Annotated in this window: 25 protein-coding genes; 11 read left to right on the plus strand and 14 right to left on the minus strand. The window is 56.0% G+C overall.

Going from position 1 to position 24,680, the window contains the following annotated elements; all coding sequences use genetic code 11:
- Nucleotides 1-75: 75 nt before the first annotated feature.
- Nucleotides 76-1,305, plus strand: a complete 1,230-nt coding sequence (pepT, locus tag ABLV11_RS17450; protein WP_004101787.1) for a peptidase T — start codon at nt 76-78, stop codon at nt 1,303-1,305.
- On the opposite strand, the gene tehB is transcribed toward pepT, so the two are convergent.
- Together tehB and tehA are read right to left on the minus strand one after the other, a co-directional pair.
- Complete coding sequence (gene tehB, locus ABLV11_RS17455) at nt 1,302-1,898, minus strand: tellurite resistance methyltransferase TehB (protein ID WP_004101785.1); 597 nt, start codon at nt 1,896-1,898, stop codon at nt 1,302-1,304. The two genes, pepT and tehB, sit on opposite strands and share 4 nt — an antisense overlap.
- Before the next feature lie 2 nt (nt 1,899-1,900).
- Nucleotides 1,901-2,899, minus strand: a complete 999-nt coding sequence (gene tehA / locus ABLV11_RS17460) for a dicarboxylate transporter/tellurite-resistance protein TehA (protein WP_348855549.1) — start codon at nt 2,897-2,899, stop codon at nt 1,901-1,903.
- 110 nt (nt 2,900-3,009) lie between these two features.
- Between tehA and ydcK the strand changes: the two genes are divergently transcribed.
- Nucleotides 3,010-3,990 (plus strand): YdcK family protein, encoded by a 981-nt coding sequence (ydcK, locus tag ABLV11_RS17465; protein ID WP_126489076.1) that lies wholly within the window; start codon nt 3,010-3,012, stop codon nt 3,988-3,990.
- Nucleotides 3,991-4,109: 119 nt separating this feature from the next.
- On the opposite strand, the gene rimL is transcribed toward ydcK, so the two are convergent.
- The 5 genes from rimL to ABLV11_RS17490 form a co-directional block, all read right to left on the minus strand.
- On the minus strand, nt 4,110-4,694 hold the full coding sequence (gene rimL / locus ABLV11_RS17470; RefSeq protein ID WP_023329641.1) for a 50S ribosomal protein L7/L12-serine acetyltransferase: 585 nt from the start codon (nt 4,692-4,694) through the stop codon (nt 4,110-4,112).
- A 75-nt stretch (nt 4,695-4,769) separates the two neighbouring features.
- Nucleotides 4,770-6,425, minus strand: a complete 1,656-nt coding sequence (locus tag ABLV11_RS17475; RefSeq protein WP_126489075.1) for a glucan biosynthesis protein — start codon at nt 6,423-6,425, stop codon at nt 4,770-4,772.
- 270 nt (nt 6,426-6,695) lie between these two features.
- The gene (ycaC, locus tag ABLV11_RS17480; RefSeq protein WP_004101775.1) at nt 6,696-7,319 is read right to left on the minus strand and encodes an isochorismate family cysteine hydrolase YcaC; all 624 of its coding nucleotides are present in this window, start codon (nt 7,317-7,319) and stop codon (nt 6,696-6,698) included.
- 173 nt (nt 7,320-7,492) lie between these two features.
- Nucleotides 7,493-9,001, minus strand: a complete 1,509-nt coding sequence (locus tag ABLV11_RS17485; RefSeq protein WP_126489074.1) for a carboxylesterase/lipase family protein — start codon at nt 8,999-9,001, stop codon at nt 7,493-7,495.
- A 42-nt stretch (nt 9,002-9,043) separates the two neighbouring features.
- Nucleotides 9,044-10,387 carry a VOC family protein gene (locus tag ABLV11_RS17490; protein WP_016807866.1) on the minus strand — a complete coding sequence of 448 codons (1,344 nt, stop codon included), beginning with the start codon at nt 10,385-10,387 and terminating at the stop codon, nt 9,044-9,046.
- Between the two features lie 238 nt (nt 10,388-10,625).
- Between ABLV11_RS17490 and pcaH the strand changes: the two genes are divergently transcribed.
- The 5 genes from pcaH (at nt 10,626) to ABLV11_RS17515 (ending at nt 16,329) form a co-directional block, all read left to right on the plus strand.
- Nucleotides 10,626-11,366 carry a protocatechuate 3,4-dioxygenase subunit beta gene (gene pcaH, locus ABLV11_RS17495; RefSeq protein WP_004101761.1) on the plus strand — a complete coding sequence of 247 codons (741 nt, stop codon included), beginning with the start codon at nt 10,626-10,628 and terminating at the stop codon, nt 11,364-11,366.
- Nucleotides 11,363-11,983 (plus strand): protocatechuate 3,4-dioxygenase subunit alpha, encoded by a 621-nt coding sequence (pcaG, locus tag ABLV11_RS17500; RefSeq protein ID WP_017145967.1) that lies wholly within the window; start codon nt 11,363-11,365, stop codon nt 11,981-11,983. The genes pcaH and pcaG overlap by 4 nt, the downstream gene beginning before the upstream one ends.
- Before the next feature lie 172 nt (nt 11,984-12,155).
- Entirely contained in the window at nt 12,156-13,079 is a 924-nt protein-coding gene (locus ABLV11_RS17505) for a LysR substrate-binding domain-containing protein (RefSeq protein ID WP_004101757.1), read from the plus strand.
- 307 nt (nt 13,080-13,386) lie between these two features.
- Nucleotides 13,387-15,759, plus strand: coding sequence for a membrane-bound PQQ-dependent dehydrogenase, glucose/quinate/shikimate family (locus ABLV11_RS17510; protein WP_024274109.1), 2,373 nt, complete (start codon nt 13,387-13,389; stop codon nt 15,757-15,759).
- A gap of 291 nt (nt 15,760-16,050) precedes the next feature.
- On the plus strand, nt 16,051-16,329 hold the full coding sequence (locus ABLV11_RS17515) for a hypothetical protein (protein ID WP_126489073.1): 279 nt from the start codon (nt 16,051-16,053) through the stop codon (nt 16,327-16,329).
- Between the two features lie 52 nt (nt 16,330-16,381).
- On the opposite strand, the gene ABLV11_RS17520 is transcribed toward ABLV11_RS17515, so the two are convergent.
- The 4 genes from ABLV11_RS17520 to cybB form a co-directional block, all read right to left on the minus strand.
- Complete coding sequence (locus ABLV11_RS17520) at nt 16,382-17,500, minus strand: S-(hydroxymethyl)glutathione dehydrogenase/class III alcohol dehydrogenase (protein ID WP_004101749.1); 1,119 nt, start codon at nt 17,498-17,500, stop codon at nt 16,382-16,384.
- 22 nt (nt 17,501-17,522) lie between these two features.
- On the minus strand, nt 17,523-17,798 hold the full coding sequence (locus tag ABLV11_RS17525; RefSeq protein WP_004101746.1) for a metal/formaldehyde-sensitive transcriptional repressor: 276 nt from the start codon (nt 17,796-17,798) through the stop codon (nt 17,523-17,525).
- 104 nt (nt 17,799-17,902) lie between these two features.
- Nucleotides 17,903-18,376, minus strand: a complete 474-nt coding sequence (locus ABLV11_RS17530; protein ID WP_126489072.1) for a GNAT family N-acetyltransferase — start codon at nt 18,374-18,376, stop codon at nt 17,903-17,905.
- 90 nt (nt 18,377-18,466) lie between these two features.
- A complete protein-coding gene (cybB, locus tag ABLV11_RS17535) occupies nt 18,467-18,994 on the minus strand; it encodes a cytochrome b561 (protein ID WP_049129168.1) in 528 nt (175 codons plus the stop codon).
- 215 nt (nt 18,995-19,209) lie between these two features.
- On the opposite strand from cybB, the gene ABLV11_RS17540 reads away from it, so the two are divergent.
- Nucleotides 19,210-19,452, plus strand: a complete 243-nt coding sequence (locus ABLV11_RS17540) for a DinI family protein (protein ID WP_004101739.1) — start codon at nt 19,210-19,212, stop codon at nt 19,450-19,452.
- 383 nt (nt 19,453-19,835) lie between these two features.
- Here ABLV11_RS17540 and ABLV11_RS17545 read toward each other — a convergent pair whose 3' ends face one another.
- The gene (locus ABLV11_RS17545; protein WP_004101732.1) at nt 19,836-20,033 is read right to left on the minus strand and encodes a hypothetical protein; all 198 of its coding nucleotides are present in this window, start codon (nt 20,031-20,033) and stop codon (nt 19,836-19,838) included.
- Nucleotides 20,034-20,312: 279 nt separating this feature from the next.
- Between ABLV11_RS17545 and ydfZ the strand changes: the two genes are divergently transcribed.
- The gene (ydfZ, locus tag ABLV11_RS17550; RefSeq protein WP_004101729.1) at nt 20,313-20,516 is read left to right on the plus strand and encodes a putative selenium delivery protein YdfZ; all 204 of its coding nucleotides are present in this window, start codon (nt 20,313-20,315) and stop codon (nt 20,514-20,516) included.
- Nucleotides 20,517-20,597: 81 nt separating this feature from the next.
- Here the strand turns inward: ydfZ and ABLV11_RS17555 are convergent, their stop codons facing one another.
- Nucleotides 20,598-21,569: a sensor domain-containing diguanylate cyclase gene (locus ABLV11_RS17555; protein ID WP_004101728.1), complete on the minus strand. Its 972-nt coding sequence runs from the start codon at nt 21,567-21,569 to the stop codon at nt 20,598-20,600.
- Nucleotides 21,570-21,700: 131 nt separating this feature from the next.
- Nucleotides 21,701-22,627, minus strand: coding sequence for a LysR family transcriptional regulator (locus ABLV11_RS17560; RefSeq protein WP_032705087.1), 927 nt, complete (start codon nt 22,625-22,627; stop codon nt 21,701-21,703).
- 86 nt (nt 22,628-22,713) lie between these two features.
- Here ABLV11_RS17560 and ABLV11_RS17565 point away from each other — a divergent pair, with 86 nt between their 5' ends.
- Nucleotides 22,714-23,208 (plus strand): GNAT family N-acetyltransferase, encoded by a 495-nt coding sequence (locus tag ABLV11_RS17565; RefSeq protein WP_004101724.1) that lies wholly within the window; start codon nt 22,714-22,716, stop codon nt 23,206-23,208.
- Between the two features lie 258 nt (nt 23,209-23,466).
- A complete protein-coding gene (gene gap / locus ABLV11_RS17570; RefSeq protein ID WP_004112702.1) occupies nt 23,467-24,465 on the plus strand; it encodes a type I glyceraldehyde-3-phosphate dehydrogenase in 999 nt (332 codons plus the stop codon).
- Nucleotides 24,466-24,680 lie beyond the last annotated feature (215 nt).

The raw sequence follows: 24,680 nt of genomic DNA on the forward strand, positions 1-24,680 counted from the left end.
GTTGTTTTCCCTTTCATACATAACACTAAAGCCTGATTGCAAACACCTGAAAACTCGAATAAAGAAGGAATCACTATGTCATCAGCCCTGGCCAGTCAATTAACCCAACGCTTCTTTCGCTATCTGGCGATAACCAGCCAAAGCGATCCGCGAGCGTCCACCCTACCCACCACCGCCGGGCAACACGCGATGGCGCAGGCCCTTGCGGATGAGCTACGCCAGCTTGGGCTGGATGACATTGTGATTGACGAACACGCCACCGTGACGGCGGTGAAAAAAGGCAATGTCCCAGGCGCGCCGCGGATTGGCTTTATTACCCACATCGATACCGTTGACGTTGGTTTGTCACCGGAGATTCATCCACAAATTCTGCGCTTCACTGGTGAAGATCTCTGTTTGAACAGCGAGAAAGATATCTGGCTGCGCGTCGTCGAGCATCCGGAAATCCTCGCTTATCCCGATGAAGAGATTATTTTTAGCGACGGTACCAGCGTGCTCGGGGCGGATAACAAATCCGCCGTCACGGTGGTGATGACGGTGCTGGAAAACCTCACGGCGGAGCATCGCCACGGCGATATCGTGGTGGCCTTTGTGCCGGATGAAGAAGTGGGTCTGCGGGGAGCGAAAGCGCTGGACCTCTCACGCTTTGCCGTCGATTTTGCGTGGACCATCGACTGCTGCGAGCTCGGCGAAATCGTCTATGAGAATTTTAACGCCGCCGCCGCGGAGATCCGTTTTACCGGCGTCACGGCCCATCCGATGTCATCAAAGGGCGTACTGGTGAACCCGCTGCTGATGGCCACCGATTACATGAGCCATTTCGATCGCCAGCAAACGCCGGAATATACTGCCGGACGCGAAGGCTACGTGTGGTTTAACGGCATCCAGGGCGATCAAAATAGCACCCTACTGCAGGCCAGCATCCGCGACTTCGATCTCGCCAGCTTTAATCGCCGCAAGCAACAGATCGGCGAAGTGGCGCAAAAAATCGCCGCGCAGTATCCAACCGGTAAGGTGGAATTTCACGTCAGCGATACCTACAGCAACATCAGCAATGCGATTGGCGAAGATCGCCGCGCCATTGATCTGATGTTCGAAGCAATGGAAAGCTTAGGCATTACGCCGAAACCAACGCCGATGCGCGGCGGCACCGACGGCGCGGCCCTGTCGGCAAAAGGGGTGTTAACGCCAAACTTCTTCACCGGCGCGCATAACTTCCACTCGAAGTTTGAATTTCTGCCGCTGCGCGCCTTTGAAGCCTCTTATCAGACCGCGTTCCAGCTCTGCCTGTTAGCCGCGCGTTAGGCCGGTTTGCGCGCCAGCATGGTGGCGAAACGCAGCTTGATGCGATTGCCGTTGGCGTCGGTGCGGTGGAGTTCACCGACGTCTTCGTTGTACTTGAGGAACGCCCAGCCCTGGTAGTAGTGGCTAAGTTCACCCGGTTTAAAGGCGAACGGGAAGCCAACGGTGCACGGATAATCGTCGGTATCCATAGCGGCAACGATCAAATTGTAGCCGCCGGGTTTGGTACAGCGTTGCATATTGGCGATGAGACCCGGGATGGTCTGCGCATCAAGGAACATCATCACCACGGTGGAAAGAATAAAGTCATACTCGCCATCAAAGCTCAGGGCGTTAAGATCCTTAATCGCCGTCCGCAGATTCTCCAGCCCTTCCGCCTGACGAATGCTCTCAAGATTACCGATGCTGGCAGGGTTTTTGTCCCACGCGGTAACATCAAACCCGTTGGCTGCCAGATACAAGCTATTGCGACCGTTGCCGCAGCCCAGATCCAGCGCCCTGCCCGGGGCGATCAGCGTGGCGGCGTGCAGCACCTCCGAATGGGTGCGGGTCATGCCGTATTTATCGGTAAAGTAGTTTTCGTCACGAAGCGTCATGATTAATCCTTATTTTTTAATAATGCATCGCGTTCAACGCGAATAAGCAGTTTACCGCGCACCAGCAGCAAGAAGGTACGAACCAGCAGCAGGCCGACGATCAGATTGGTAAACAGAAACAGCGGGAACGCCAGAGTATGGAAAAAGCCGCCCGGATGCTGATGACCGAGATGCAGCCCGGTCGTCGCCAGCGCGGAGATGCCAAATGAGAAGCTCCAGAAAGAGGCGTTAAACGGCTGGCGTAGATACCATGTCATCAGCCGCAGCATAAACAGCAGCTGGAGCAGACCATAGCCGAACAGCAGCTTAGCGAAGGTATCCGCCTCGCCGCCGTTTACGCTCAGCCAGGCGCTGCACGCCACCAGCGCCGGCGCCAGCTGAATGCCGAGCGAAGTCCGCATCGCCGTCGGCAGTTCGCCATCGCTGCGCAGGCGCTGCAGGATAACCGGCTCCAGGCTTAGCCAGGAGAAGATCCCGGCGCCAAGAAACACCAGTCCGGCGTCGTTAAAGCCCAACGCGCCGCAGGCCATGGCGCTGATAAAGTTATTCGCCACCGTCGGTAGATAGAGACCCGGCGTAGTTGCCTCGCTGGGATGTTTCCCCCGCCATAATCCGGCGCTCTGCCATGCCGAATAGCTCAGCTGCAGCACCACCCCAATCGCGAATAATACCAGCGACAGCGGCCGCAGCCAGGGAACAAAGCCGAGGGCGACCAGCATGGTGGTCGCCGGAAACAGGCTGACAAAACTGCTGGCCACCGGATGTCGCATCTCCTGCAGTACGCTGTGCGGGAAACGGACCGCCCGGGTAATAAATGCCAGCGCCAGCAGTAGCCAGATGAGCGTAGCCGCGATCACCAGGGCGTCACCGACGACCCGGCTCACCGGCCAGATGGTGCTGGCGTAGCGCCAGGCGAAGCCCATGCCGATAATGCCCAGTACCATACCAAAATAGCCCGCCGGAAGATTCAGCACCCGGCTCGCGCGCTGCGTTTTATTCATTTTGTTTAAAATTTAAAATTATATTAAGTTGCATTTTAAAGGAACCTTCAAAAACGCGCTACGGAGTTTTTTGCTATGTTTATGTTAACCATACGTAATGAGATAGTCAGATGCGCAAATATTACCTCAGCGGGAAGGTTCGCCAGTTTCACTATGAGGCCGACGGCAACAAACATAGCGTAAATCTGCGGCAAATTGTCGCCTTACGTGATTTCGCTGACGTAAAAAGCGGTGATGAAGGCGGCTGGCTGGACGATGAAGCAGCCCTTAGCCACGAGGGCGCGTGCTGGATTTATGATCCTAATAGCGCCGTATTTGCCGGGGCAAAAATTGAGGGCAATGCGCGCTTAACCGGCGAGTGCATTATCAGCCATGGGGCCATCGTCAACGGTAACGCTTGTCTGGATAGCGCCGCAGTGAGCCATAATGCGCAAATAGGTGACAACGTCACCGTTTCACACTCGCACATTCGCGGGTGCTGCCACCTGGCCGACCACGCGCGGATCCTCCCCCACTGTTTAATTATCGCCGCTCAAGGTCTGACTGCCGACAACGATAAAATCCTGCGCATTTATCAGCGGGCCACGGTCAGCGCATCGCGCGTCGTTCACCAGGCACAAATTTACGGCGATGCGTTTGTCGAACACGCTTTTGTCGAGCACCGGGCGGAAATTTTCGATCATGCGCGACTCGAAGGTAATGAAGAGAACGACGTCTGGATCTGCGATAACGCCCGCGTTTATGGCCATGCGAGGATTATCGCCGGGCGGGAAGCAGACGCTATCCCGACCCTGCGCTACAGTTCGCAGGTGGCGGAGCACGCGGTGGTCGAAGGCAACTGCCTGCTGAAGCATCGGGTGATGGTAGGCGGCCATGCGCACCTGCGGGGCGGGCCGATTCTGCTGGACGATAGTGTGTTAATTGAAGGCCATACGGTGATTTGCGGCGATGTGGTGATCGAGCATCAGGTCACTATCGGCGATGAAGCACGCATCGAAGCCAGCGAGGGAGACGCCATTTCTATCCGGGGCGCGAAGGTCATTAACGGCGACGAACATTATACCCGCACGCCCATTGTCGGCTTTCTTTAACCTTTGCGCCCGGCTGCGGGGTTTTCAGCCTCCGGCCCCTGCGCTCTGTTCCCGGGGGCGGCGCTCTACGCGCCTTGCCCGGGCTACCTGGCCGTGCGTCCTGTCGCCCGGATAAAGCGTCAGCCGCGACCCGGGAATTGCCCGGTGCTATCATCAATAATGCGTCCGTAGATATTCTGATCATCATACGAACCGTTGAGATACTCAGCCTGCCTGAGGCACCCTTCGAGGCTAAAACCGTTACGCAGGGCCACCTGATTGCTTTTGTGGTTCGCCACCCGACACTTAATCACAAAGCGGCGGACCGTACCGCTGCGGGCAAAATAGTCCATCAGCGCCTGCAGAGCCTGCGAAAGCAGCCCCTGCCCCTGATGGCTTTCATCAATCCAGTAGCCAATGTAAGCGGTCTTGTTGATTGGCTCTATCTGATTGAACGACAGTACGCCGACAATCTCCTCCTGCAGAAAGAGCAAAAACATCTTGGCATAGCCGCGCTGGTGGAGCATCACGTTGCCCTGCACGTGGCGGCGGGTCTCCTCTTCGTGAGTCACCTCAGCGGGCCAGCTCAGCGACTGCTGAAGCCAGCGCTGGTTTTTCATCACCAGCTGATGCAGTTCCGGCACGTGACGCTCGTCAACCGCGCGCAGGGAGAGAGAATCCGTAACGGGGATATGTTCGATAGCAGATCTGTTTTCGGCGGACATGGCGCACTCTGATTAACGATGTGATTAAAAAAATACGCGCCCGCGCGGTTACCCGGCGGGCGCAGTAACGGACACTTACCTCATTACCCGATCGTCGACATAGTTGCGTTTATCCGGCGGCGGCGGGAAGTACTGATAAAGCCAGGTCTCGCTGATAGCCTCCCCCTGGCAGCGCAGGAACATGCGCATCTCAACCGGGTCAGTCGAATCCGAAGTCGGATACCAGTCAAACTGAATGCGGTAGCCATCAAAGGGTTCAACGTAGAGGATTTCTATCTGTTTCGCTTCACCGCTCGACAGGGTAATGACCGGCTCGATGCCTTTAGGCGCAGCGGCCTTCAGGTCGCCGCCGACAAAATCGATAGCAAACCGACGGGTCCATTTATCCGGATAGTGTTCGCCCGGCGCCCAGCCTTCCGGGAAACCGCCCATCCCCGTCCGCGTTGCCATCACCCGCGCCAGCGGCGAGCGTACCGGCGGCTGCGCGCTCCAGTAGAGACGATAGCGGAAGTCCAGTTCATCCCCGGCTTTCACCGGCTTCTCCGGCTGCCAGAAGCAGACGATGTTATCCAGCGTTTCGCCAGTGGTCGGGATCTCCATCAGGTTGACGGCCCCCTTGCCCCACTGGTTACGCGGTTCGACCCACAGACTCGGGCGCTTGTTGTACCAGCCCATAATATCCTGATAGTGGGAGAAGTCGCGATCCAGCTGCAGCAGGCCAAAACCGCGCGGATTCTTATCCTGGAAAGCGTTGAACTGCAGCTTTTGCGGGTTATTCAGCGGGCGACAAACCCACTCGCCGTTGCCCAGCCACATCGACAGACGGTCAGAGTCGTGAATTTGCGGATGGATGGTGTCACACATTCGCCGTTCGTTATTACCGCAGCTGAACATACTGGTCATCGGCGCGATGCCCAGCTGCTTGATGTCTTTGCGCGCATAGATATGGTTTTCCACATCCATGATCACCTGCGTCTCCTGACAGTTAACGATGAACTTATAGGCGCCGGTGACGCTTGGGCTGTCGAGCAGCGCATAGACGGTAAATACCGTGGCTCCCGGTTTAACGGTCTCAAACCAGAAAGAGGTGAAGTCAGGAAACTCTTCTGGCGTATCGGTAAAGGTATCGATCGCCAGGCCGCGGGCGGAAAGACCGTACTGGTAAGTGCTGTCCACCGCGCGGAAGTAGCTGGCGCCAAGGAACGCGACGATGTCGCGACGCGCCAGTTCAGGGGCCTTAAATACGCGAAAACCGGCAAAACCCAGGTCGCTCTGGCCCACCAGCTGTTTGGTGTCGACGCCGGCATCATTGTATTTAAACAGTTCAGGCCGGAAGTGTATTTCACGTGCCTGTTGAGTTTGTGAATCCAGCGAGAACATTCTCACGCGGCGGCGGAACCCCATTCCCACGTGAAAAAACTGGATATCCAGCTTGCGCTCTTCAATGTTGCTCCACAGGGAGTGCGCGGAGTCATACTGAATGCTGTTGTAGGCCTGCGGCGTCAGGGTTGCCAGGGTTGGCGGCAGATCGCGAGGTGCGCCGCCCCATGGCTGACGGGCAAGATCGTGGGCCATCGACTGGAGGACACTATAATCAAAACGGCGCGTTTGCCCATCGGCAATTCCCGAATCTTCGGCGAATGCGGCTTTAGAAAATAGAGAGGCGACTCCTGACGTTCCGCATACGGCGGCAACAGCCATGGAAGATTTGAGAAAACGTCTGCGGTTCATGCCTGAGAGAGCATCCTTCTTCATATGTGAATTGAGACGCGACGTAACAAACCCATGCGTCGTGAATGTCGCTCACTCTAGACAAAAACGATTGATAATCCAATTGTTGAGGGCAGAAATCAGGTGAAAAAAATATGTCCACCGGACCAGACCGAATTGCCGATAGCCAGGGGCGGCGATGATTTCGCCAACCGGCGGCGTTTGCTGCTTAATTCAGCGACAGTGAAGAGAAAGGGGAAGCGGCCAGCCGAGCGCCGGCCGCAGAGAAGCTTATTTTTGATTCAGAAGATTAAAGCTGGTCATCAGGTTGCGATAATCCGGGATATGGTTGGAGAACAGCGTGCCCAGTCCTTCGATATCATTACGCCAGTCGCGATGCAGTTCGCAGGCAACGCCAAACCACGACATCAGCTGCACGCCAGCCTGCGACATCCGATCCCAGGCCGCATCGCGGGTAATCGGGTTAAAGGTGCCGGAAGCGTCGGTCACCACAAATACATCAAACCCCTCTTCAATAGCCGATAGCGCCGGAAAAGCCACGCACACTTCCGTCACCACCCCGGCAATGATCAGCTGCTTCTTGCCCGTCGCTTTCACTGCCTTAACGAAATCTTCGTTATCCCAGGCGTTAATATTACCCGGGCGCGCAATATAGGGGGCATCCGGGAATTGCTCTTTCAGCTCAGGCACCAGCGGACCATTAGGGCCGTTTTCGAAGCTGGTGGTCAGGATGGTCGGCAGACCGAAATACTTCGCCAGGTCGCCAAGGGCAAGGACGTTGTTCTTGAATTTATCAGGATCAATATCGCGCACCAGTGAAAGCAATCCGGTCTGGTGATCGACCAGCAGCACGGCGGCATCATTTTTATCCAGACGAACATACGGTTTGGCCATGATTTCTTCCTCATTTTAACGTCAGATTTTCCGTCAGAACGCCGGTTCTGCGGAGATGGTGTTAATAAGGCTGATCATAGTGTAATCACTGGCTGAGGATTAGCCGCCGAAAGTGGGACGCATTGTCCCATTTGCAGAACGCAACACGGCTAGCGGAGATTTTGTGAATAATGTTAATCCAGCGTCACATGATGCTTCATGACCCGACGAAACAGCGCCAGACGCGCGCGCATAAAGCGGTTCTCCACCTTAAAGCCGGCCCGTTTGTGCAGCCCGATTCGCAGCAGGCGATCCCGTCCGCGCACGCTGGCGGGCCAGCGTACCGGCCCTGAGAGTTCATGACAGTCATTGCCGGCGAAGCGAGCGAAGTTCACCCAATAGTCGGCGACCCGGGCGGCAAAGTCTCTGTCGCGATCGTTGGCATAATTTCGTACCGGCTCGGCAAGGTCGAGATTGTCAAAAACGTATGCCACTTCATTACCGTGCCACGCGCCGTGCGGATAGGTCTGGTGTTCCGCCTCGGCCACGTAGTCAAACCAGTAGCGCCAGCACGGTTGCCCTACTCGCTGCTGAGCCTGCATCACCACATAGCCCAGAGTGGTAAAGGCCATATCCCGGCAAACTTCGCGCCCCAGCGCTTCATCTCCCTTCACGCCGGGATAGAGCAATTTAATTAGACCCAGACCGAAACGGCGTTCACGGCGAAGCTTCTGGATCTGCCCGGCGATATCGACGCCAAACACCGCCATGACGCTCGCCTCATCGCTGTTCGAACCGATCATTACCGGCAGGGGATGCTGACGTCCGCTAAAAAAAGTCTCCAGCATCGGCTGCGGCAGCACGGCATCGCCAACCACAGGCGCCGGGCCGATGGTCAACGGCGCGGTCAACGACCAGAACGCTTGCGCCGGAATCGCCCGCAGCTGTTCGGCGCTGGCCTGCGGCAAAGAAAAGTGTTCCGCAATAAGCTGCCCCTTCGCCAGCGCCTTCTCTCGCGGCAGATCGGGCAAGGTATAGCCGCTCTGGATTATCGCTTTATGGAACAAGCCTCTGGACTTTGGCGAAACCATCAGCGACAGCACGCTGCGCGCGCCGGCGGATTCGCCGAACAGCGTCACGTTAGCCGCATCGCCGCCAAAGGCGTGAATGTTCTCCTGCACCCACTGCAGGGCGGCGATCTGATCGAGTAGCGCGAAGTTATAGATACGCTCGCCGTCTTCCCCTTCCAGCGCCGGATGAGCAAAAAAGCCCAGATGCCCGAGCCGGTAATTGACCGTCACCACTACCACGCCGCGGGAAGCTAAGGCTTTGCCGTCATAGGGCGGCAAACTTCCCGCGCCGATGGTATAGCCCCCGCCGTGCAGCCAGACCATAACCGGCAGCGGCTGCGATCGGGCGGCGGGCGACCAGACATTAAGGTAGAGGCAATCTTCGGAAAAGCTGCCGGGATCGCCGCCGCCGAGCTCGCGGCAGTATTCAATATCCTGCCAGCTGGAGGCCGAGAAGGTCTCTGCCCGGCGCACGCCCTGCCAGCGGGCAGCTGGCTGCGGCGCGCGCCAGCGAAGATCGCCGACGGGCGGCGCGGCATAAGGAATACCGCGCCAGATATGAATGTTCTCTTCAGAGGTGCCGGATAGTATCCCCTGCCGGGTTTTCACCAGCGGGGTGGACGGATTCTGCATGACCTGCTTCCTTTAACGACTCATGCCAGCAGAGTACTGATTTTACAGCAGACCGCAACGTCGTTTGCTGCGCTCTTCCGCCTGCTGATAGAGGGTGAACTCGTCATAAACCGCGCAGCCCAGCGCCTCCTCAAAGGCCTCCCGGCTGGCGTTGCCGTGGCTGCGGGTCTGCACCTCGTTGCCCAGATTCGACTGAAATATCCCGGCGGCGCTTACCGGTAAAAAGTCTTCATAAATAATCGGTTGCGCAATCACCCAGCCGCGTTCGATCAGCGGCTGCGGATCGTCTCCGGGGCGAAACGCCTGACGATGGGCTTCTCCGGCAGGGGTCAGGCGGTAGCGGAAGTATGCCAGTCCCTGCTGACGCAGCAGGAATTCGCTGTCCGGAAACGCGCTAAACACCTCCTGCAGATGACGCTGATGGTTGAGGTTATCCTTACCCACCCCCGCCTCGCCCAGAAGACGATCGTAGAGCGCGCGGCCTTTCGGCGTCAGGGCAATCCCGCGCTGCTCGATTTCACCAAAGCGAGCGGTATGCGTGCCTTTATGCTCTCCGGCAAACATCACCGGCTCCTCGAGAGCCTTAAAGCTGGTCTGGCGCAGTAAAATAGGCACTTCGCGGCGCGGCGGCCCTTCTATCAACGCCTTCGGGGCGATGCCGCATTCAGGCATCAGCGCCTGTACCCGATCGATATCCAGGGTGCGCGGAGTCAGATGATTGATGTGGCAGCCGGGGAAACAGACGACATCGGCAATCAGCCGGTGCTCATCGTGCAGCGCATGATAGGTTTCTTCATCGACGAGGGTCTGTCGATGCCAGCGAAAGGTTTCCAGCGCCTGTTCGACGAACTCCCGGGCCTCTGCGGCGGTGAATTCTCCTTTCTGTTCATAAAGCGCAATCAGTTCACGACAGCGTGGGGTGAAGATATCGCGCCCGGAAAGGATTTGTGCCGCCCGCTTACGCAACGCCTCATTAGCGATAAGCTCAAGGCGCAGAAGCGAAGTAAAAATACGAAACGGGTTGCGCGCCAGCGCGGCGTCATCAACGGGACGAAACGCGGTGGAGTGAACCGGCACGCCAGCCTGCGACAGATCGTAATAACTAACGGGATACATTCCCATAATGGCAAACATGCGACGCAAGGTCGCCAGTTCCTCCGCCGTACCAACGCGGATCGCGCCGTGGCGTTCAACGTTCAGCCGCGCCAGTTCATCGGCGTTAGCCAGTTGTTCATGCAGCTTCGGGTTATTCTCCAGAATAGCCAGGTTAACGTCGGCCACCAGCTCCAGTAGCGTCCCGTACTGCGGAACTTCCTGCTGGTACATCGCCGACATCGCCTGCGAAAAGCACTCCCGAATCTCATCAGCCGTGATGGTGTTCGCCATGATGTCTTACCTCCAGTGAATTCTCCCTGGAGTGTAGAAAAGCTGTCTGAAGACGGTGGGAAGAATTTACAAACTGTGATGCCGGTAGCTGCCCGTTTAATTTCACCTGAACACTTCATAACCAATAGTTATGTTAAACACCCTTTAATTTCACTTTAAATTAACAAAACATTTACACACACTGCTTGTGGCGACATAACAACGATATGCCTCTCTACCGATAAAACGGAGTACCCTGATGAACGACAAATGGTCACCGCGCGAGGTTCTGCATCGCGACTATAGCAGCCATCCTCCGGCTTACGCGCCGGGCTATAAAACCAGCGTTCTGCGCTCGCCGCGCAATGCGCTCATCTCCCTACAGAATTCACTTTCGGAAATCACCGGGCCGGTTTTCAGTAGCGACGATCTCGGCGCGCTCGATAACGACCTGATCCTGAATTACGCCAAAGACGGCCTGCCGATTGGCGAGCGGATTATTGTGCACGGCTACGTACGCGATGGATTCGGTCGGCCGATGAAAAATACGCTGGTCGAAGTCTGGCAGGCCAACGCTGGCGGACGCTACCGACATAAAAAGGATCAATATCTGGCGCCGATCGACCCGAACTTTGGCGGCTGTGGACGCGTGCTGACCGACGAGAACGGCTATTATTGTTTTCGCACCATCAAACCCGGCCCCTACCCGTGGCGCAACCAGGTAAGCGACTGGCGCCCGGCGCATATTCACTTCTCTCTCTCCGGAGACGCCTGGGCACAGCGTTTAATTACGCAGATGTATTTTGAAGGCGATCCGCTGATCAAACAGTGTCCTATCGTCAAAACCATCAATAACGACGATGCCATCAGGACGCTGATCGCCGAGCTGGATCCCCATGCCGCCGTACCGCTGGACTCGCTGGCTTACCGTTTTGATCTCGTGCTGCGCGGCCACCGCGCCACGCTGTTTGAAAACCGCACGCAGGGGGCCGCCCGATGAGAGATTTTTTACCCGAAACCGCTTCACAAACCGCCGGACCTTATGTGCATATCGGCCTGGCGCCGGACGCCGCCGGATTTCATATCTTTGAGAATAACTTTGGCCCAACGCTGACGACCCCTGCGACCGAGGGTGAGCGCATTACCATTGAAGGCAGAGTCATCGATGGCTCCGGAACGCCGGTGCGCGATGTGCTACTGGAAATCTGGCAGGCCAACGCCGCCGGGCGCTACAATCACCCGGACGATCGGCAGCAAAACAAAAAGCTGGATGCGGAGTTTCGCGGCTGGGGGCGCAGCTGCTCGGACTTTACCAGCGGTATCTGGCGCTTCGAAACCATTAAACCCGGCGCCGTGGTGGGCCGTGATGGCCGCGTAATGGCCCCTCACGTCAATTTATGGGTGGTGGCGCGCGGAATAAACATTGGCCTTAATACGCGGATGTACTTCTCCGACGAGCAGGACGCTAATCAGGCCGATCCGGTGCTCAATCTGATTGAGTGGGAAGTTCGCCGTCAGACCCTCATCGCACAGCGCGAAGTGCGCGGCACGGAAATCGTTTATCGCTTCGATATTCACTTACAGGGCGACAACGAAACCGTGTTCTTCGATATCTAAATTTGCCCGTTCCTTCTCCGCCTCTGCCAGCCAGAGGCGGCGCTTTTCCACAATCTCAACAAAATCAACTTGTAAAATAATAATATAAAATGTTAATAATATTTTGCTATGAAGTTAACAAATTTAAACACCCTTACTTGTCACCGGTCAGCCTCAGTTCTTAACATTGATTATGCAAAAAAATGGTCTTTTCAGTCAGCGCATTCGCTTGCGCCATCTACATACCTTCGTGGCCGTCGCTCAACAGGGAACTCTTGGGCGCGCGGCTGAAACCTTAAACCTTAGCCAACCGGCTTTGTCCAAAACCCTGAATGAACTGGAGCAGCTTACCGGTACGCGGCTGTTTGAGCGCGGACGCCTTGGCGCTCAGCTCACGTTGGTCGGGGAACAGTTTCTTACCCATGCGGTGAAAGTGCTGGACGCGCTCAATACCGCCGGGCAAGCGCTGAATCGTAAAGAAGGCCTCAGCAACGACATCGTGCGTATCGGAGCGCTGCCAACCGCTGCGCTGGGGATTCTGCCCTCGGTGATTGGCCAGTTTCACCAGCAGCAAAAGGATATCACCCTGCAGGTCGCGACCATGAATAACACCATGCTGCTGGCGGGCCTGAAATCGGGAGAAATCGATATCGGCATCGGAAGAATGTCCGATCCGGAGTTGATGAGCGGTCTGAACTATGAACTGCTGTTTCTTGAATCGCTGAAGCTGGTGGTTCGTCCGGGGCACCCGCTGCTGCAGGAAACCGTTACCCTAAGCCGGGTGATGGAGTGGCCGGTGGTGGTATCGCCAAAAGGCACACTCCCGCGACAGAATGCGGAAGCCCTGCTGCAAAGCCAGGGCTGTAAAATTCCCACTGGCTGCATCGAAACGCTGTCGGCCTCGCTCTCGCGCCAGCTCACCGTCGATTACGACTACGTGTGGTTCGTCCCCTCCGGCGCGGTGAAGGACGATCTGCGCCGTGGACTGCTCGCCGCACTGCCCATACCCACTCAGGGCGCTGGCGAACCTATCGGTATTCTGACCCGCGTGGATGCCACCCTCACCGCCGGTAGCCAAACGTTGCTGAGCGCCATTCGCAAATCTATGCCGGTCTGACCGGCGTATTCCGCTTTTCTCCCGGCGCCGCCCCTCCAGCCGCCGGGGAAACGCAGCCTCTTTTTCCAGCGATTCGCTAACGTCATTCATCACAATAATCAATTAGTGCGAAATCATTCATTAACAATTGCGCAAATTTATTTAACAGATCTATCATAGCCACGATTTCACCAAATGGTTCACTCGAAATCAATAACAGCAAAAAACCCGCTTTTATGAAGGCCACGGTCACTTCATTCAAAAGAGTTAACTTGAAAAATTGATTCATCTGGTTCACACCTGTTCAGGGGTGGTTAAGGAGACAAAAATGGCAACTGGCAACGTGCCGCGAGGGTTCCCACGGATCCTGCAGTGGCTTCTCGCCGGACTGATGCTGATCATCGGTCTGGCTATCGGTATTCTTGGTGCAAAGCTCGCCTCGGTCGGCGGGACGTTCTATTTTGCGATTATGGGCCTGGTGATGGTGATCGCCTCAGCGCTCATTTTCCGCAACCGTCGCGGCGGCATACTGCTGTATGGGCTGGCGTTTATCGTCTCGATCGTCTGGGCGATTAGCGACGCGGGCTGGACTTACTGGCCGCTGTTCTCGCGCCTGTTCGCGCTCGGCGTGCTGGCCTTCCTGTGCGCGCTGGTGTGGCCGTTCCTTTCCCGCCAGCCTGCGAAAAAAGGGCCCGCGTTTGGCCTGGCAGCGGTGTTGGCAGTGGTCCTGTTGGCAAGTTTCGGCTGGATGTTCAAATCTCAGCCTCTGGTCAGCGCCAGCGAGGCGGTGCCGGTTAAACCGGTCGCCGCCGGCGAGCAGCAGAAGAACTGGGCGCACTGGGGCAACACCACCCACGGCGATCGCTTCGCCGCCCTCGACCAGATTAACAAACAGAACGTGAACCAGCTGCAGGTCGCCTGGATCGCCCATACCGGCGATATCCCACAGAGCAACGGCTCCGGCGCGGAAGACCAGAATACGCCGCTGCAGATTGGCGATACGCTTTACGTCTGTACGCCCTACAGCAAAGTACTGGCGCTGGATGTCGATAGCGGTAAAGAGAAGTGGCGCTATGATTCAAAAGCCACCGCGCCGAACTGGCAGCGCTGCCGTGGTTTAGGCTATTACGAAGACAGCCAGGCCCAGGTGTCCTCTGCCGCCGATGCGCAGCCGGCCGCCTGCTCCCGCCGTCTGTTCCTGCCAACTACCGACGCCCGTCTGATCGCCATTGATGCCGATAACGGTAAACTGTGCGACGCATTCGGCGACCACGGTATCGTTGACCTTAGCGTGGGGATGGGGGAAATCAAAGCAGGTTACTACCAGCAAACCTCTACGCCGCTGGTGGCGGGTAACGTCGTCGTGGTTGGCGGTCGCGTGGCGGATAACTTCTCCACCGGCGAGCCTCCGGGCGTGGTTCGCGCCTATGATGTTCACACCGGCAAGCTGGCGTGGGCATGGGATCCGGGCAACCCGAACCTGACCGGTGAACCGCCTGCAGGGCAAACCTACACCCGCGGTACGCCGAACGTCTGGTCGGCCATGTCCTATGACGCGAAGCTGAATCTGATTTACCTGCCTACCGGTAACGCTACCCCAGACTTCTTTGGCGGCGAACGTACCGCGCTGGACGATAAATACAGCTCTTCCATCGTGGCCGTTGACGCGACGACCGGACAGGTACGCTGGCATTATCAGACCACCCACCACGATCTCTGGGACTTCGACCTGCCTTCGCAGCCGCTGCTGTACGATCTTCCTGACGGTAAAGGCGGCACCACCCCGGTACTGGTGCAAACCAGTAAACAGGGCATGATCTTTATGCTCAATCGCGCCACCGGTGAACCAGTCGCCAAAGTTGAGGAACGCCCTGTCCCTGCGGGCAACGTCAAAGGCGAGCGCTACTCCCCGACCCAGCCCTATTCCGTTGGCATGCCGATGATCGGCAACGAGACGCTGACAGAGTCGGATATGTGGGGCGCGACGCCTGTCGACCTGTTGCTGTGCCGCATTCAGTTTAAAGAGATGCGCCATCAGGGTGTCTTCACCCCTCCGGGCGAAGATCGTTCGCTGCAGTATCCTGGCTCGCTGGGCGGGATGAACTGGGGCAGCGTGTCGGTTGACCCGAATAATAGCCTGATGTTCGTCAACGATATGCGCCTTGGCCTCGCCAACTATATGGTTCCGCGCGCCAACGTGGCGAAAGACGCCAGCGGTATCGAAATGGGGATAGTGCCGATGGAAGGCACCCCGTTCGGCGCCATGCGCGAGCGCTTCCTGTCGCCGCTGGGCATTCCGTGCCAGAAACCGCCGTTCGGCACAATGTCAGCGGTCGATCTGAAAACCGGCAAGCTGGTGTGGCAGGTTCCGGTGGGCACCGTAGAGGACACCGGTCCGCTGGGGATCCGCATGCATATGCCGATCCCTATCGGCATGCCGACGCTGGGCGCTTCGCTTGCCACCCAGTCCGGCCTGCTGTTCTTCGCGGGTACCCAGGACTTCTACCTGCGCGCATTTGATACCGCCAACGGTAAAGAGATCTGGAAGTCGCGTCTGCCGGTCGGCAGCCAGTCCGGCCCGATGACCTATGTCTCGCCGAAAACCGGTAAGCAGTACATCATCATCAATGCGGGCGGCGCTCGCCAGTCCCCGGACCGCGGCGATTATATTATTGCCTACGCGCTCCCGGAGCAGAAGTAATCCTCAGGGCCCCAGCCGGGGCCCTTTTTACTGGCGAAGTACCTTTCCTGGATATTGCCCGGCGGCGTAACGCCTTACTGTGCCTACCAGCGGTGGTTATCCACGGTGTTGCAGGTCGGGTCAGGCGCCAGCCGCTACCCGACATCACGACATCACGACATCACGACATCACGACATCACGACATCACGACAGCGAAATTGTCTTCTCATCTCCCTGAACGCGCCATTTTCATTCAGTCATGTTATTATTGCGAATGGTTATCAATAATAAAAACTGAACAAGGATAATGGATGAAAAGTTCAACCTGCCGCCTGCTCGCAGGCACCGTTTTGGCGTTAGCCGCTGCCTCCGCACAGGCGCTGAAGGCCCCGGAAGTGGACCTGCGCGATCCGACGATCTGGGAAGATAAAACGGCCAACCCGCTCACCGCTAACCAGCCGCCCTGCGAAGTTTTTAGCGGCCCGCACTGCGCGGTCTGGGAAGATGAAAAATCAGATATTCAGCGAGAACGGGAGCGTCGGGAACAGCGGCGGTGGCATAACGGCTATGAAAATTTGCGGCGAGAATAGCGTATATTCAGAAATAACCCGGGCAAGCCCGGGTTATGTTTGGACTGAAAAATCAGTTATCACCGAAATGGATGACGGTACGAATTGATTTCCCTTCATGCATCAGGTCAAAAGCTTCGTTGATCCGATCCAGCGGCATACGGTGGGTAATAAACGGGTCGAGGCGAATTTTGCCCGCCATCGCGTCTTCCACCATGCCCGGCAGCTGAGTGCGTCCCTTGACGCCGCCGAAGGCGGAGCCGCGCCAGACGCGCCCGGTAACCAGCTGGAATGGCCGCGTTTTGATCTCCTGGCCTGCGCCAGCAACGCCAATAATCACGCTTTCGCCCCAGCCTTTATGGCAGCATTCGAGCGCTGCGCGCATCACGTTCACGTTACCGATACACTCGAAGCTAAAGTCGACGCCGCCGTCGGTCAGCTCAACAATCACATCCTGAATCGGCTTATCGTAGTCATTTGGGTTGATAAAGTCGGTGGCGCCCATTTCTTTGGCGAGGGTGAATTTTTCCGGGTTAGTATCCACCGCCAGAATGCGCCCGGCTTTCGCCTGTACCGCGCCCTGAATCACCGCCAGACCAATGCCGCCAAGCCCGAAAACGGCGACGGTATCGCCCTCTTTCACTTTCGCCGTGTTGTGCACCGCGCCGATGCCGGTCGTGACGCCGCAGCCCAGCAGGCAGACTTTGTCCAGTGGTGCCTGCGGGTTTACTTTGGCCAGCGAAATTTCGGCCACTACGGTGTATTCGCTAAAGGTGCTGGTCCCCATGTAGTGATAGATTGGTTCACCGTTATAAGAGAAACGGGTGGTGCCGTCCGGCATCAGGCCTTTACCCTGGGTAGCACGAACCGCCTGACAGAGGTTGGTTTTGCCTGATTTACAGAATTTACATTCGCCGCATTCGGCGGTGTAGAGCGGAATAACGTGGTCGCCCGGCTGCAGGCTGGTTACGCCTTCGCCAACCTCGACGACAATACCGCCGCCTTCATGACCCAGCACCGCCGGGAAGACGCCTTCCGGATCGTCGCCGGAGAGGGTGAAAGCATCGGTATGGCATACGCCGGTATGGGTGATCTTCACCAGCACTTCGCCCTTTTTCGGCGGCGCGACGTCAATCTCAACGATTGAAAGCGGCTGGCCTGGGCCAAACGCGACGGCTGCACGTGATTTCATATCTCTCTTCCTCGTGGTGATTTTATTTTAAATAGGATCGTAGCAGATGCCCGACTTCCGCCATTCTGGCGGCGCGCTGGTCTGGCGTCGTTTCGCCGCTAACCAGTTCGTCCTGCAGATGAATCTCAACCATCTCCCCCATCAGGCCGTTAGCGGCGCCGCGAATAGAGGCAATCTGTTGCAGAATGGTCATACAGGGTTCGCCAGATTCCAGCGCCCGCTCGAGCGCTTCAACCTGGCCACGGATGCGCCTTACCCGGCTGAGGGCACGCTTTTTATCTTCAGGTGAATGTGGCATGGTGTCGCCCTCCATATCATATAGGGGGGTATACTATATTTATTATTGCCATGAGGCAAATGGCTTCGCCGCTTTAACCGTAGCATAGCGGCGAGAATTTGCGCTCAGTCGAGGCTAAGGATCATCGATTCACAGCGTAAGTCGGCGTTCGCCATGTTCGAATGCCAGCGCTTTTCGCCGGTTGAAGTGAATCCCAGGCGCAGATAAAAACCGGCCGCGTTTGGCGTTGCATCGAGGGTAATGTGCCTGAACTTGCGTTGTTTCGCCTCCCCGATAATCGCCGCCATAATTATGCTGGCGCAGCCTTTACCCTCCCAGGTCGGCAAAGTAAATATGGCTTCAACGCTACCCGCTTTGATATCCAGATAGCCGCTGGCGACTGGCTTGCCCTGCCCATCATCAACAACAAAAAATGGATTATCGCGCACCGCATGGCGATAACCTTCAGGCATGTTGTCGGGAGTCCAGGCCTGGAGGACTTCCGCAGCATAGCTTTCACGGCAGCCGTGGCGAATCGCCTGATTACGAACTTCCCAAAGAGCCGGAGCCTCTTCTGCGATGGCAAGTCTGACTTTCATACCCTTCCCCTTTTTTTATTGTTGATAACATTTTTATCACAATTAAAATAAAGAGCGACAAAAAACCCGCCGAAGCGGGTTTAGCGGGGTTTAACGCTTACGCGGCATCATCCGCAGCAGCGTGTTATCTTTCCAGAAATAATGGTGCATCAGCGCCGCCAGCGCGTGCAGGCCGATAATAAAGTAGCCGGTATTGGCCAGCAGCTCATGCCACGCTTTCAGATTATCCACCAGTTCAAAGTCGCTTTCCGCTGCGTGCGGCATGGTCAGACCAAAAGCGAACCACGGGTTGCCGCGATAGTACATCATGACCATGCCGATGATCGGCAGCGCGATAAACAGCAGATAGATCACCAGATGCCCGAGATGCGCGAAGCCGGTCATCATCGGCGATGGCTTGGGGACTATCGGCGGCGCCGGTGATTTCAGGCGCACGATCAGGCGCGCCACCATCAGAACAAAGATAGCAATACCGCACGAGACGTGAATCATATTAATGGCAGGCCGCGCGCTGCGCGGGAAAAAGCCCCGCAGCTCCATCGCCGCGTACGCGCCAATCACTAATAAAAAAACCAGCCAGTGGATGCCTATCTGCAGGCCAGAGTATTTATCGCGCATGGAAAACCCTTAAAAAGATGGTGATGGAGTCAACATAACCACCTTTTATTAAAAATTCATTAACTTTTACGTACTTATAAAAAAACAATTGCCCTACTCCGGCATTTGATGCAAAAGCAGAGATCGCGCCTGCGCGAGGAACTTATTCTGTCGCCTTGACGCTGTATATAATTACAGTACAATACTGGCTGTCATCAAAATAACCGGGATAACGCATGTTTGTAGAACTGATTTATGACAAAAGAAATTTCGAGGGATTGGCCGGCGCTAAAGAGATCATTCTTAATGAACTGACGAAGCGAGTTCACCGCATTTTTCCCGATGCCGACGTCCGCGTAAAACCGATGATGACTTTAGCTTCGATTAATACCGACGCCAGCAAGCACGAGAAGGAGCAGATCAGCCGCGCCGTGCAGGAAATGTTTGAAGAAGCCGATATGTGGATGCAGGAAGATTAACCGGGTTCCGGTAGATTTCGAATCGCGGTCTATGCCTTCTTAACCGCGAAGCCACTTGCGGGAATATTGACGAATAAGGCCTCAGGGAATCATGAACACATTTAGCATCATAGCTATCCCATTCTTTGCCGCAGCTATTGTTCTTCTGGCCTTAGCCGCGAGCCGAAAGAACCGAACCTGTTATATCGTTGGCGGCGTGTTAATGGCTTCATCCGTGGTTAACGCAGTGATTGGCATGGCGCTGTAGAGTCAGGTGGTAAAATGAGTTTTGTCTGGTATATGACGCTGATATGCATTTTTTTAGCCTGGCTAATGATGACTTTGCTCCCGGTGTAATCCCGGGTTTTCTGATACCCGGGCTTCGTTTATCTCTTTATCGGGGTTTATATCCCCTTTCGCACCAGCGTTGCCGCTTTTTTAAAAATCTCGTCCTCGACGCCATCTCCCTTCTGCCTGCCTAACCGCATCAGTTCCTCAACAATACTTTCCCGATTAATTGGCTTCTGGTCAGACACCAGGCCAATGACCGCTGCGCCAATCGCAAGCCCGATCAGCCCCGTTTGCTCGTCTTTGTTGTTCATCGTTCCGCTCCGTTATGCCCGCCAAAAGTTTAGCAGCCGCAACCGCGTCTGCAACCTGAGCATCCGCAACCATAGTGTACAAAGTCAAAGACCTGCGGAAGCATAACGCGCGGACGAACGGTCAGGAAATGGCCTTCGCTGACCGCTAAAAAGTGTGATGTTGATCAAAAACAAAAAAACGCCAGCCTCAGAGGCGTATTTGTATTACGTCCGTTGCCGGGAGTAAGCCTGGTGGTTAAGCGGAGTTTTATTTGCAGATTATTAAGAGGAGAAATAGCCATGATCACTTACGATCGTAACCGCAACCCTATTACTAACGGTAGTCAGGTAATGATTAACGGGACGGGTAAAACCGGTAAAATTGTTGCTATACATGCCAATGGTCTTACTCCTGCCCAGCTGCGTCGTAATAAGACAGTAGAAGTTGAAGGCGCTGAAGGCAAATTCGAGCCCGTTGAATTGATCCGTCTTGGACTCCACTAAGATTGCGTAAGCTGCGGCGATCACTCGCCTGAACCGCAGGGGATGCCGCAGACGCCCGGCAGACGACGCCGGGCGACACGCCTACCGGCGCTCTGCGCCATGGCTCGTTTTAGCCTGATACATCCGCCGGTCGGCCACTGCAACGATGTCATTGAGACTATGGTGCTCATGGGGATCGTATTCAACGCAGCCCCATGAGAACGCCAGCTGCCACGGATTACCCGCTTGCTGATTATACTCGGCAACATTCTGGCTAAGCTGCTCCATCGCCTTGTTCGCGGCCTGCTGGGCGGTATTGGCAAGCAGGATGATAAACTCATCGCCGCCCTGTCTGGCAATTAAATCCGACTCTCTGAAGGTAGACTTCATCACATCGGCGATTGCCGTCAGGGCTTTATCCCCTTGCTCATGGCCCCAGGTATCGTTAATCAGCTTAAAGCGATCGAGGTCGATAAACACCAGGCTCGCCGGTTCACTTCGCCGTCTGGCTGTTAACAGCGCATACTCCGCTAACGACAAAAATCCCCTCCGGTTAAATAACCCCGTCAGTTCGTCGGCGGTCGCCGCGTCCAGCACTTTGAATTCATCTTCTACAATGGCGGCCAGGTCACTCAATATCTGAATTTCATGTCCGGAAAAAGCGCGCGGCTTATGATCCATAAGGCAGAACGAACCTACCGTCGCGCCGTCAGGTAGCTGAACCGGATACCCGGCATAAAAGCGAATAAACGGCGCTTCCGTCACCAGCGGGTTATCGTGAAAGCGCATATCCTGCTGCAGGTCGTTGACGATCAAAGGATCGGTTTGCAGAATGGTGTGCGCGCAGAAGGTGATATCCCTCGGCAGCGTATCTACATCAAGTCCGGCGCAGGATTTAACATGCAGGGTGTTCTCCCCGACGAGGCTAATCGACGCAACCGGCAGATCGTAGAGCGTACGCGCCAGCCTGGTCAGGCGATCGAAGCGCTCTTCTTTTCCGCTATTCAGCAACCCGGATGCCCGCAGCGATTGCAGACGACGCAGTTCATCTGGATGAGGTCCGGCTAATTTCAATTTGTCTCTCTTATCTTTTATGGATGAGCGGCGCAGCGCGTAGAGTCAATGCGCGCCTTGATTGTTAACACAGATTTTACATTTCTGATATCATGAGTTAAGCATATATCGCTGACTCGTCAAACCCGCCATCAGATGCCCTCCGGCGCCGCCCACTCCCGCAGCGTGTCTTTCAGCCACTGGCTTGCGCCGCGCTGACCGCTGCGCTTATGGGAATAGATTTTCACTTCAAATGGCGGCACCTCAAACGGCAGTTCAAAAATCTTCAACCCGGCGGTTGCGAGCATCTTTTCAGCAGCCGAGCGCGGCATCGCCATCAACAGTTCACTTTGCGCAATAATAAACGGTGCGCTCAGCATTGAGGGGGTTTTGATGGTGATATGTCGCGTGAAGCCCATTTTCGCCAGCTGCACATCGAGAACCCCCTGGCTTTCATTCCACGGAGTGACCACCAGATGCTGGGCCGCCAGATAATCCGCCAGCGTGAGTCTGTTCCGCCTTTCGTTACTCATCGCAACATAGTCATCCTGCAGCCAGCGAATCTCATCCAGTTCCGGATGTTCCGCTTCATTGAGCGCGCTGAAACCCAACGCCAGGTCCACCTCTCCGGCCAGCAGTTCCGTCAGCGCCGGACTATGCGGCAGATAACGCAGTTCGAAACGCAAACCCGGCGCCTGGTGGTGAAGTCTGGACATCAGGGTTGGAAAAACGCACTGCGCGGTGAAATCCGTGATCGCGATCTGTAGGCAGTCGGTACTGGCGGAAGCGACAAACTTTGGCTGCGGGGTGAGCTCCTGATTTAAAAACTTTAACGCAGATGATATCGACGGCGCGAGCTGGGTCGCATATACGCTGGGGCACATGCGGTGACCCTCACGATAAAAAAGCGGATCGTTAAGCGCCGCGCGCAGCCTGGATAGCGCGTGGCTTAACGCCGATGTGCTCATTGCTAACTCTTCCGCCGCCAGGCGGACCGAGCGATAGCGGTAGACCGCCTCGAATACCGGCAGCAGGTTTAAATCAAGACGGCGAAGGGCGGGATGCATAATATTCATCATTCAGTGATTTCATTGCACTTAATTCTTCTAACCTTAACGTTTATGCTTTGCGGTATCAAACTCACGACGGCACAACAGGTAATTCAATGAATATGACCATTCGTCAGGCCAGCCCGGCGGACGCAAAAGCAATTTATGACATGATTTATGAGCTCGCAGTGTATGAAAAAGCGCCGGAGCAGGTGGTTACCACGGTCGAGGAGATCCAGGCCACCCTTTTCGCCAGCGACAGCAAAACGGAAGCGCTGATCTGCGAGATAGAAAATAAGGTCGCTGGGTATGCGGTGTTCTTCACCAGCTATTCCACCTGGCTCGGACGCAATGGCATCTATATGGAAGACCTGTACGTCTCGCCCGAGTTTCGCGGCAACGGCGCGGGAAAAGCACTCTTGCGCACCATTGCTCAGCTAGCGGTTAAAAGAGAATGCGGCCGGTTAGAGTGGAGCGTGCTCGACTGGAACCAGCCGGCCATCGATTTTTATCTGAGCATTGGCGCGCTGCCGCAAAGTGAATGGGTGCGCTATCGTCTTGACGGCGCCGCGCTAGCCGCTTTCGCTGAATCAGGCGCTTTGGCCAGATAATCGCCATCGGCGGGTCTTTACGGGTCCGCCCTTTCCTTTTCTCTGCGCAGCCAATATGCCCGTGGCGTATAACGCTGAAACAAAAAATTATTAGCCGTTTCCGTCATACCCTCAACCTCCCGGATTTACACGCTTTTCCCGCTATATTTAGCAGCCACCTTTCTCGCGGCAAAAAATTCGCTGGTTGCCCTATCCTGACTGCTGGACTAAGCCTGGAGAAGTTTTCACATCACGATTCAACTGACCTGGAGATTCTTCATGAGCAAACTCGGGATTAATGGATTTGGGCGTATTGGACGGCTGGTGCTGCGCCGGTTACTGGAGGTTAATAGTTCCTTAGAGGTGGTCGCCATTAACGATCTCACCTCACCGAAAGTGCTGGCCTACCTGCTAAAGCACGACTCTAACTACGGACCTTTCCCCTGGAGCGTTGATTTTACTGAAGATGCGCTGATCGTTGATGGCAAAAAAATCACCGTTTATGCCGAAAAAGAGGCCCAGCATATTCCGTGGAAAGCGACGGGCGCTGAACTTATCGTGGAGTGTACCGGCTTTTACACTTCATCAGAGAAAGCGCAGGCGCATCTGACCGCCGGAGCCAAAAAAGTTCTGATCTCCGCGCCGGCGGGCGATATGAAGACCATCGTCTATCACGTTAACGACGATACGCTGGACGCCAACGATACGATAATTTCTGTAGCATCCTGCACCACCAACTGCCTGGCGCCGATGGCGAAAGTGCTGAATGACGCCTTTGGTATTAAAGTGGGAACCATGACCACGATTCACGCCTATACCGGCACCCAGTCGCTGGTTGATGGCCCTCGCGGCAAAGATTTACGCGCATCCCGCGCGGCGGCGGAAAATATCATTCCGCATACCACCGGAGCGGCGAAAGCTATCGGTCTGGTCATCCCTGAACTTAGCGGCAAGCTGAAAGGCCACGCTCAGCGCGTGCCGACCAAAACCGGTTCGGTGACCGAACTGGTGTCGGTGCTGGAGAAAAAAGTGACCGCCGAGGAGGTTAATCAGGCGATGAGGGAGGCGGCGGCGAACAATGAGTCATTTGGTTATACCGAAGAGGAGATCGTCTCCTCAGACGTAATCGGCAGCCATTTCGGTTCAATTTACGACGCCACCCAGCTGGAGATCGCAGAAGTTGGCGATCTCCAGCTCGTAAAAACCGTCGCCTGGTACGATAACGAATACGGTTTCGTGACCCAGCTGATTCGCGTGCTGGATAAATTCGCCAAATAACTCCCGGGGGCGGCGCAACGCGCCTTGCCCGGGCTACCGGACCGCAGACGGCTGGTAACCTCCAGCCCGGACAGATGCGCAGCATCGCCTCCGGGAATGTCTGCCACGTTCTGCACGTTTCTCCCGGGGGGCGGCGCAACGCGCCTTGCCCGGGCTACGAGACCGCAGACGGCTGGTAACCTCCAGCCCGGACAGATGCGCAGCATCGCCTCCGG

This window comes from Klebsiella sp. GW_Kp181, assembly GCF_040062315.1.
Taxonomy (GTDB): domain Bacteria; phylum Pseudomonadota; class Gammaproteobacteria; order Enterobacterales; family Enterobacteriaceae; genus Klebsiella; species Klebsiella oxytoca.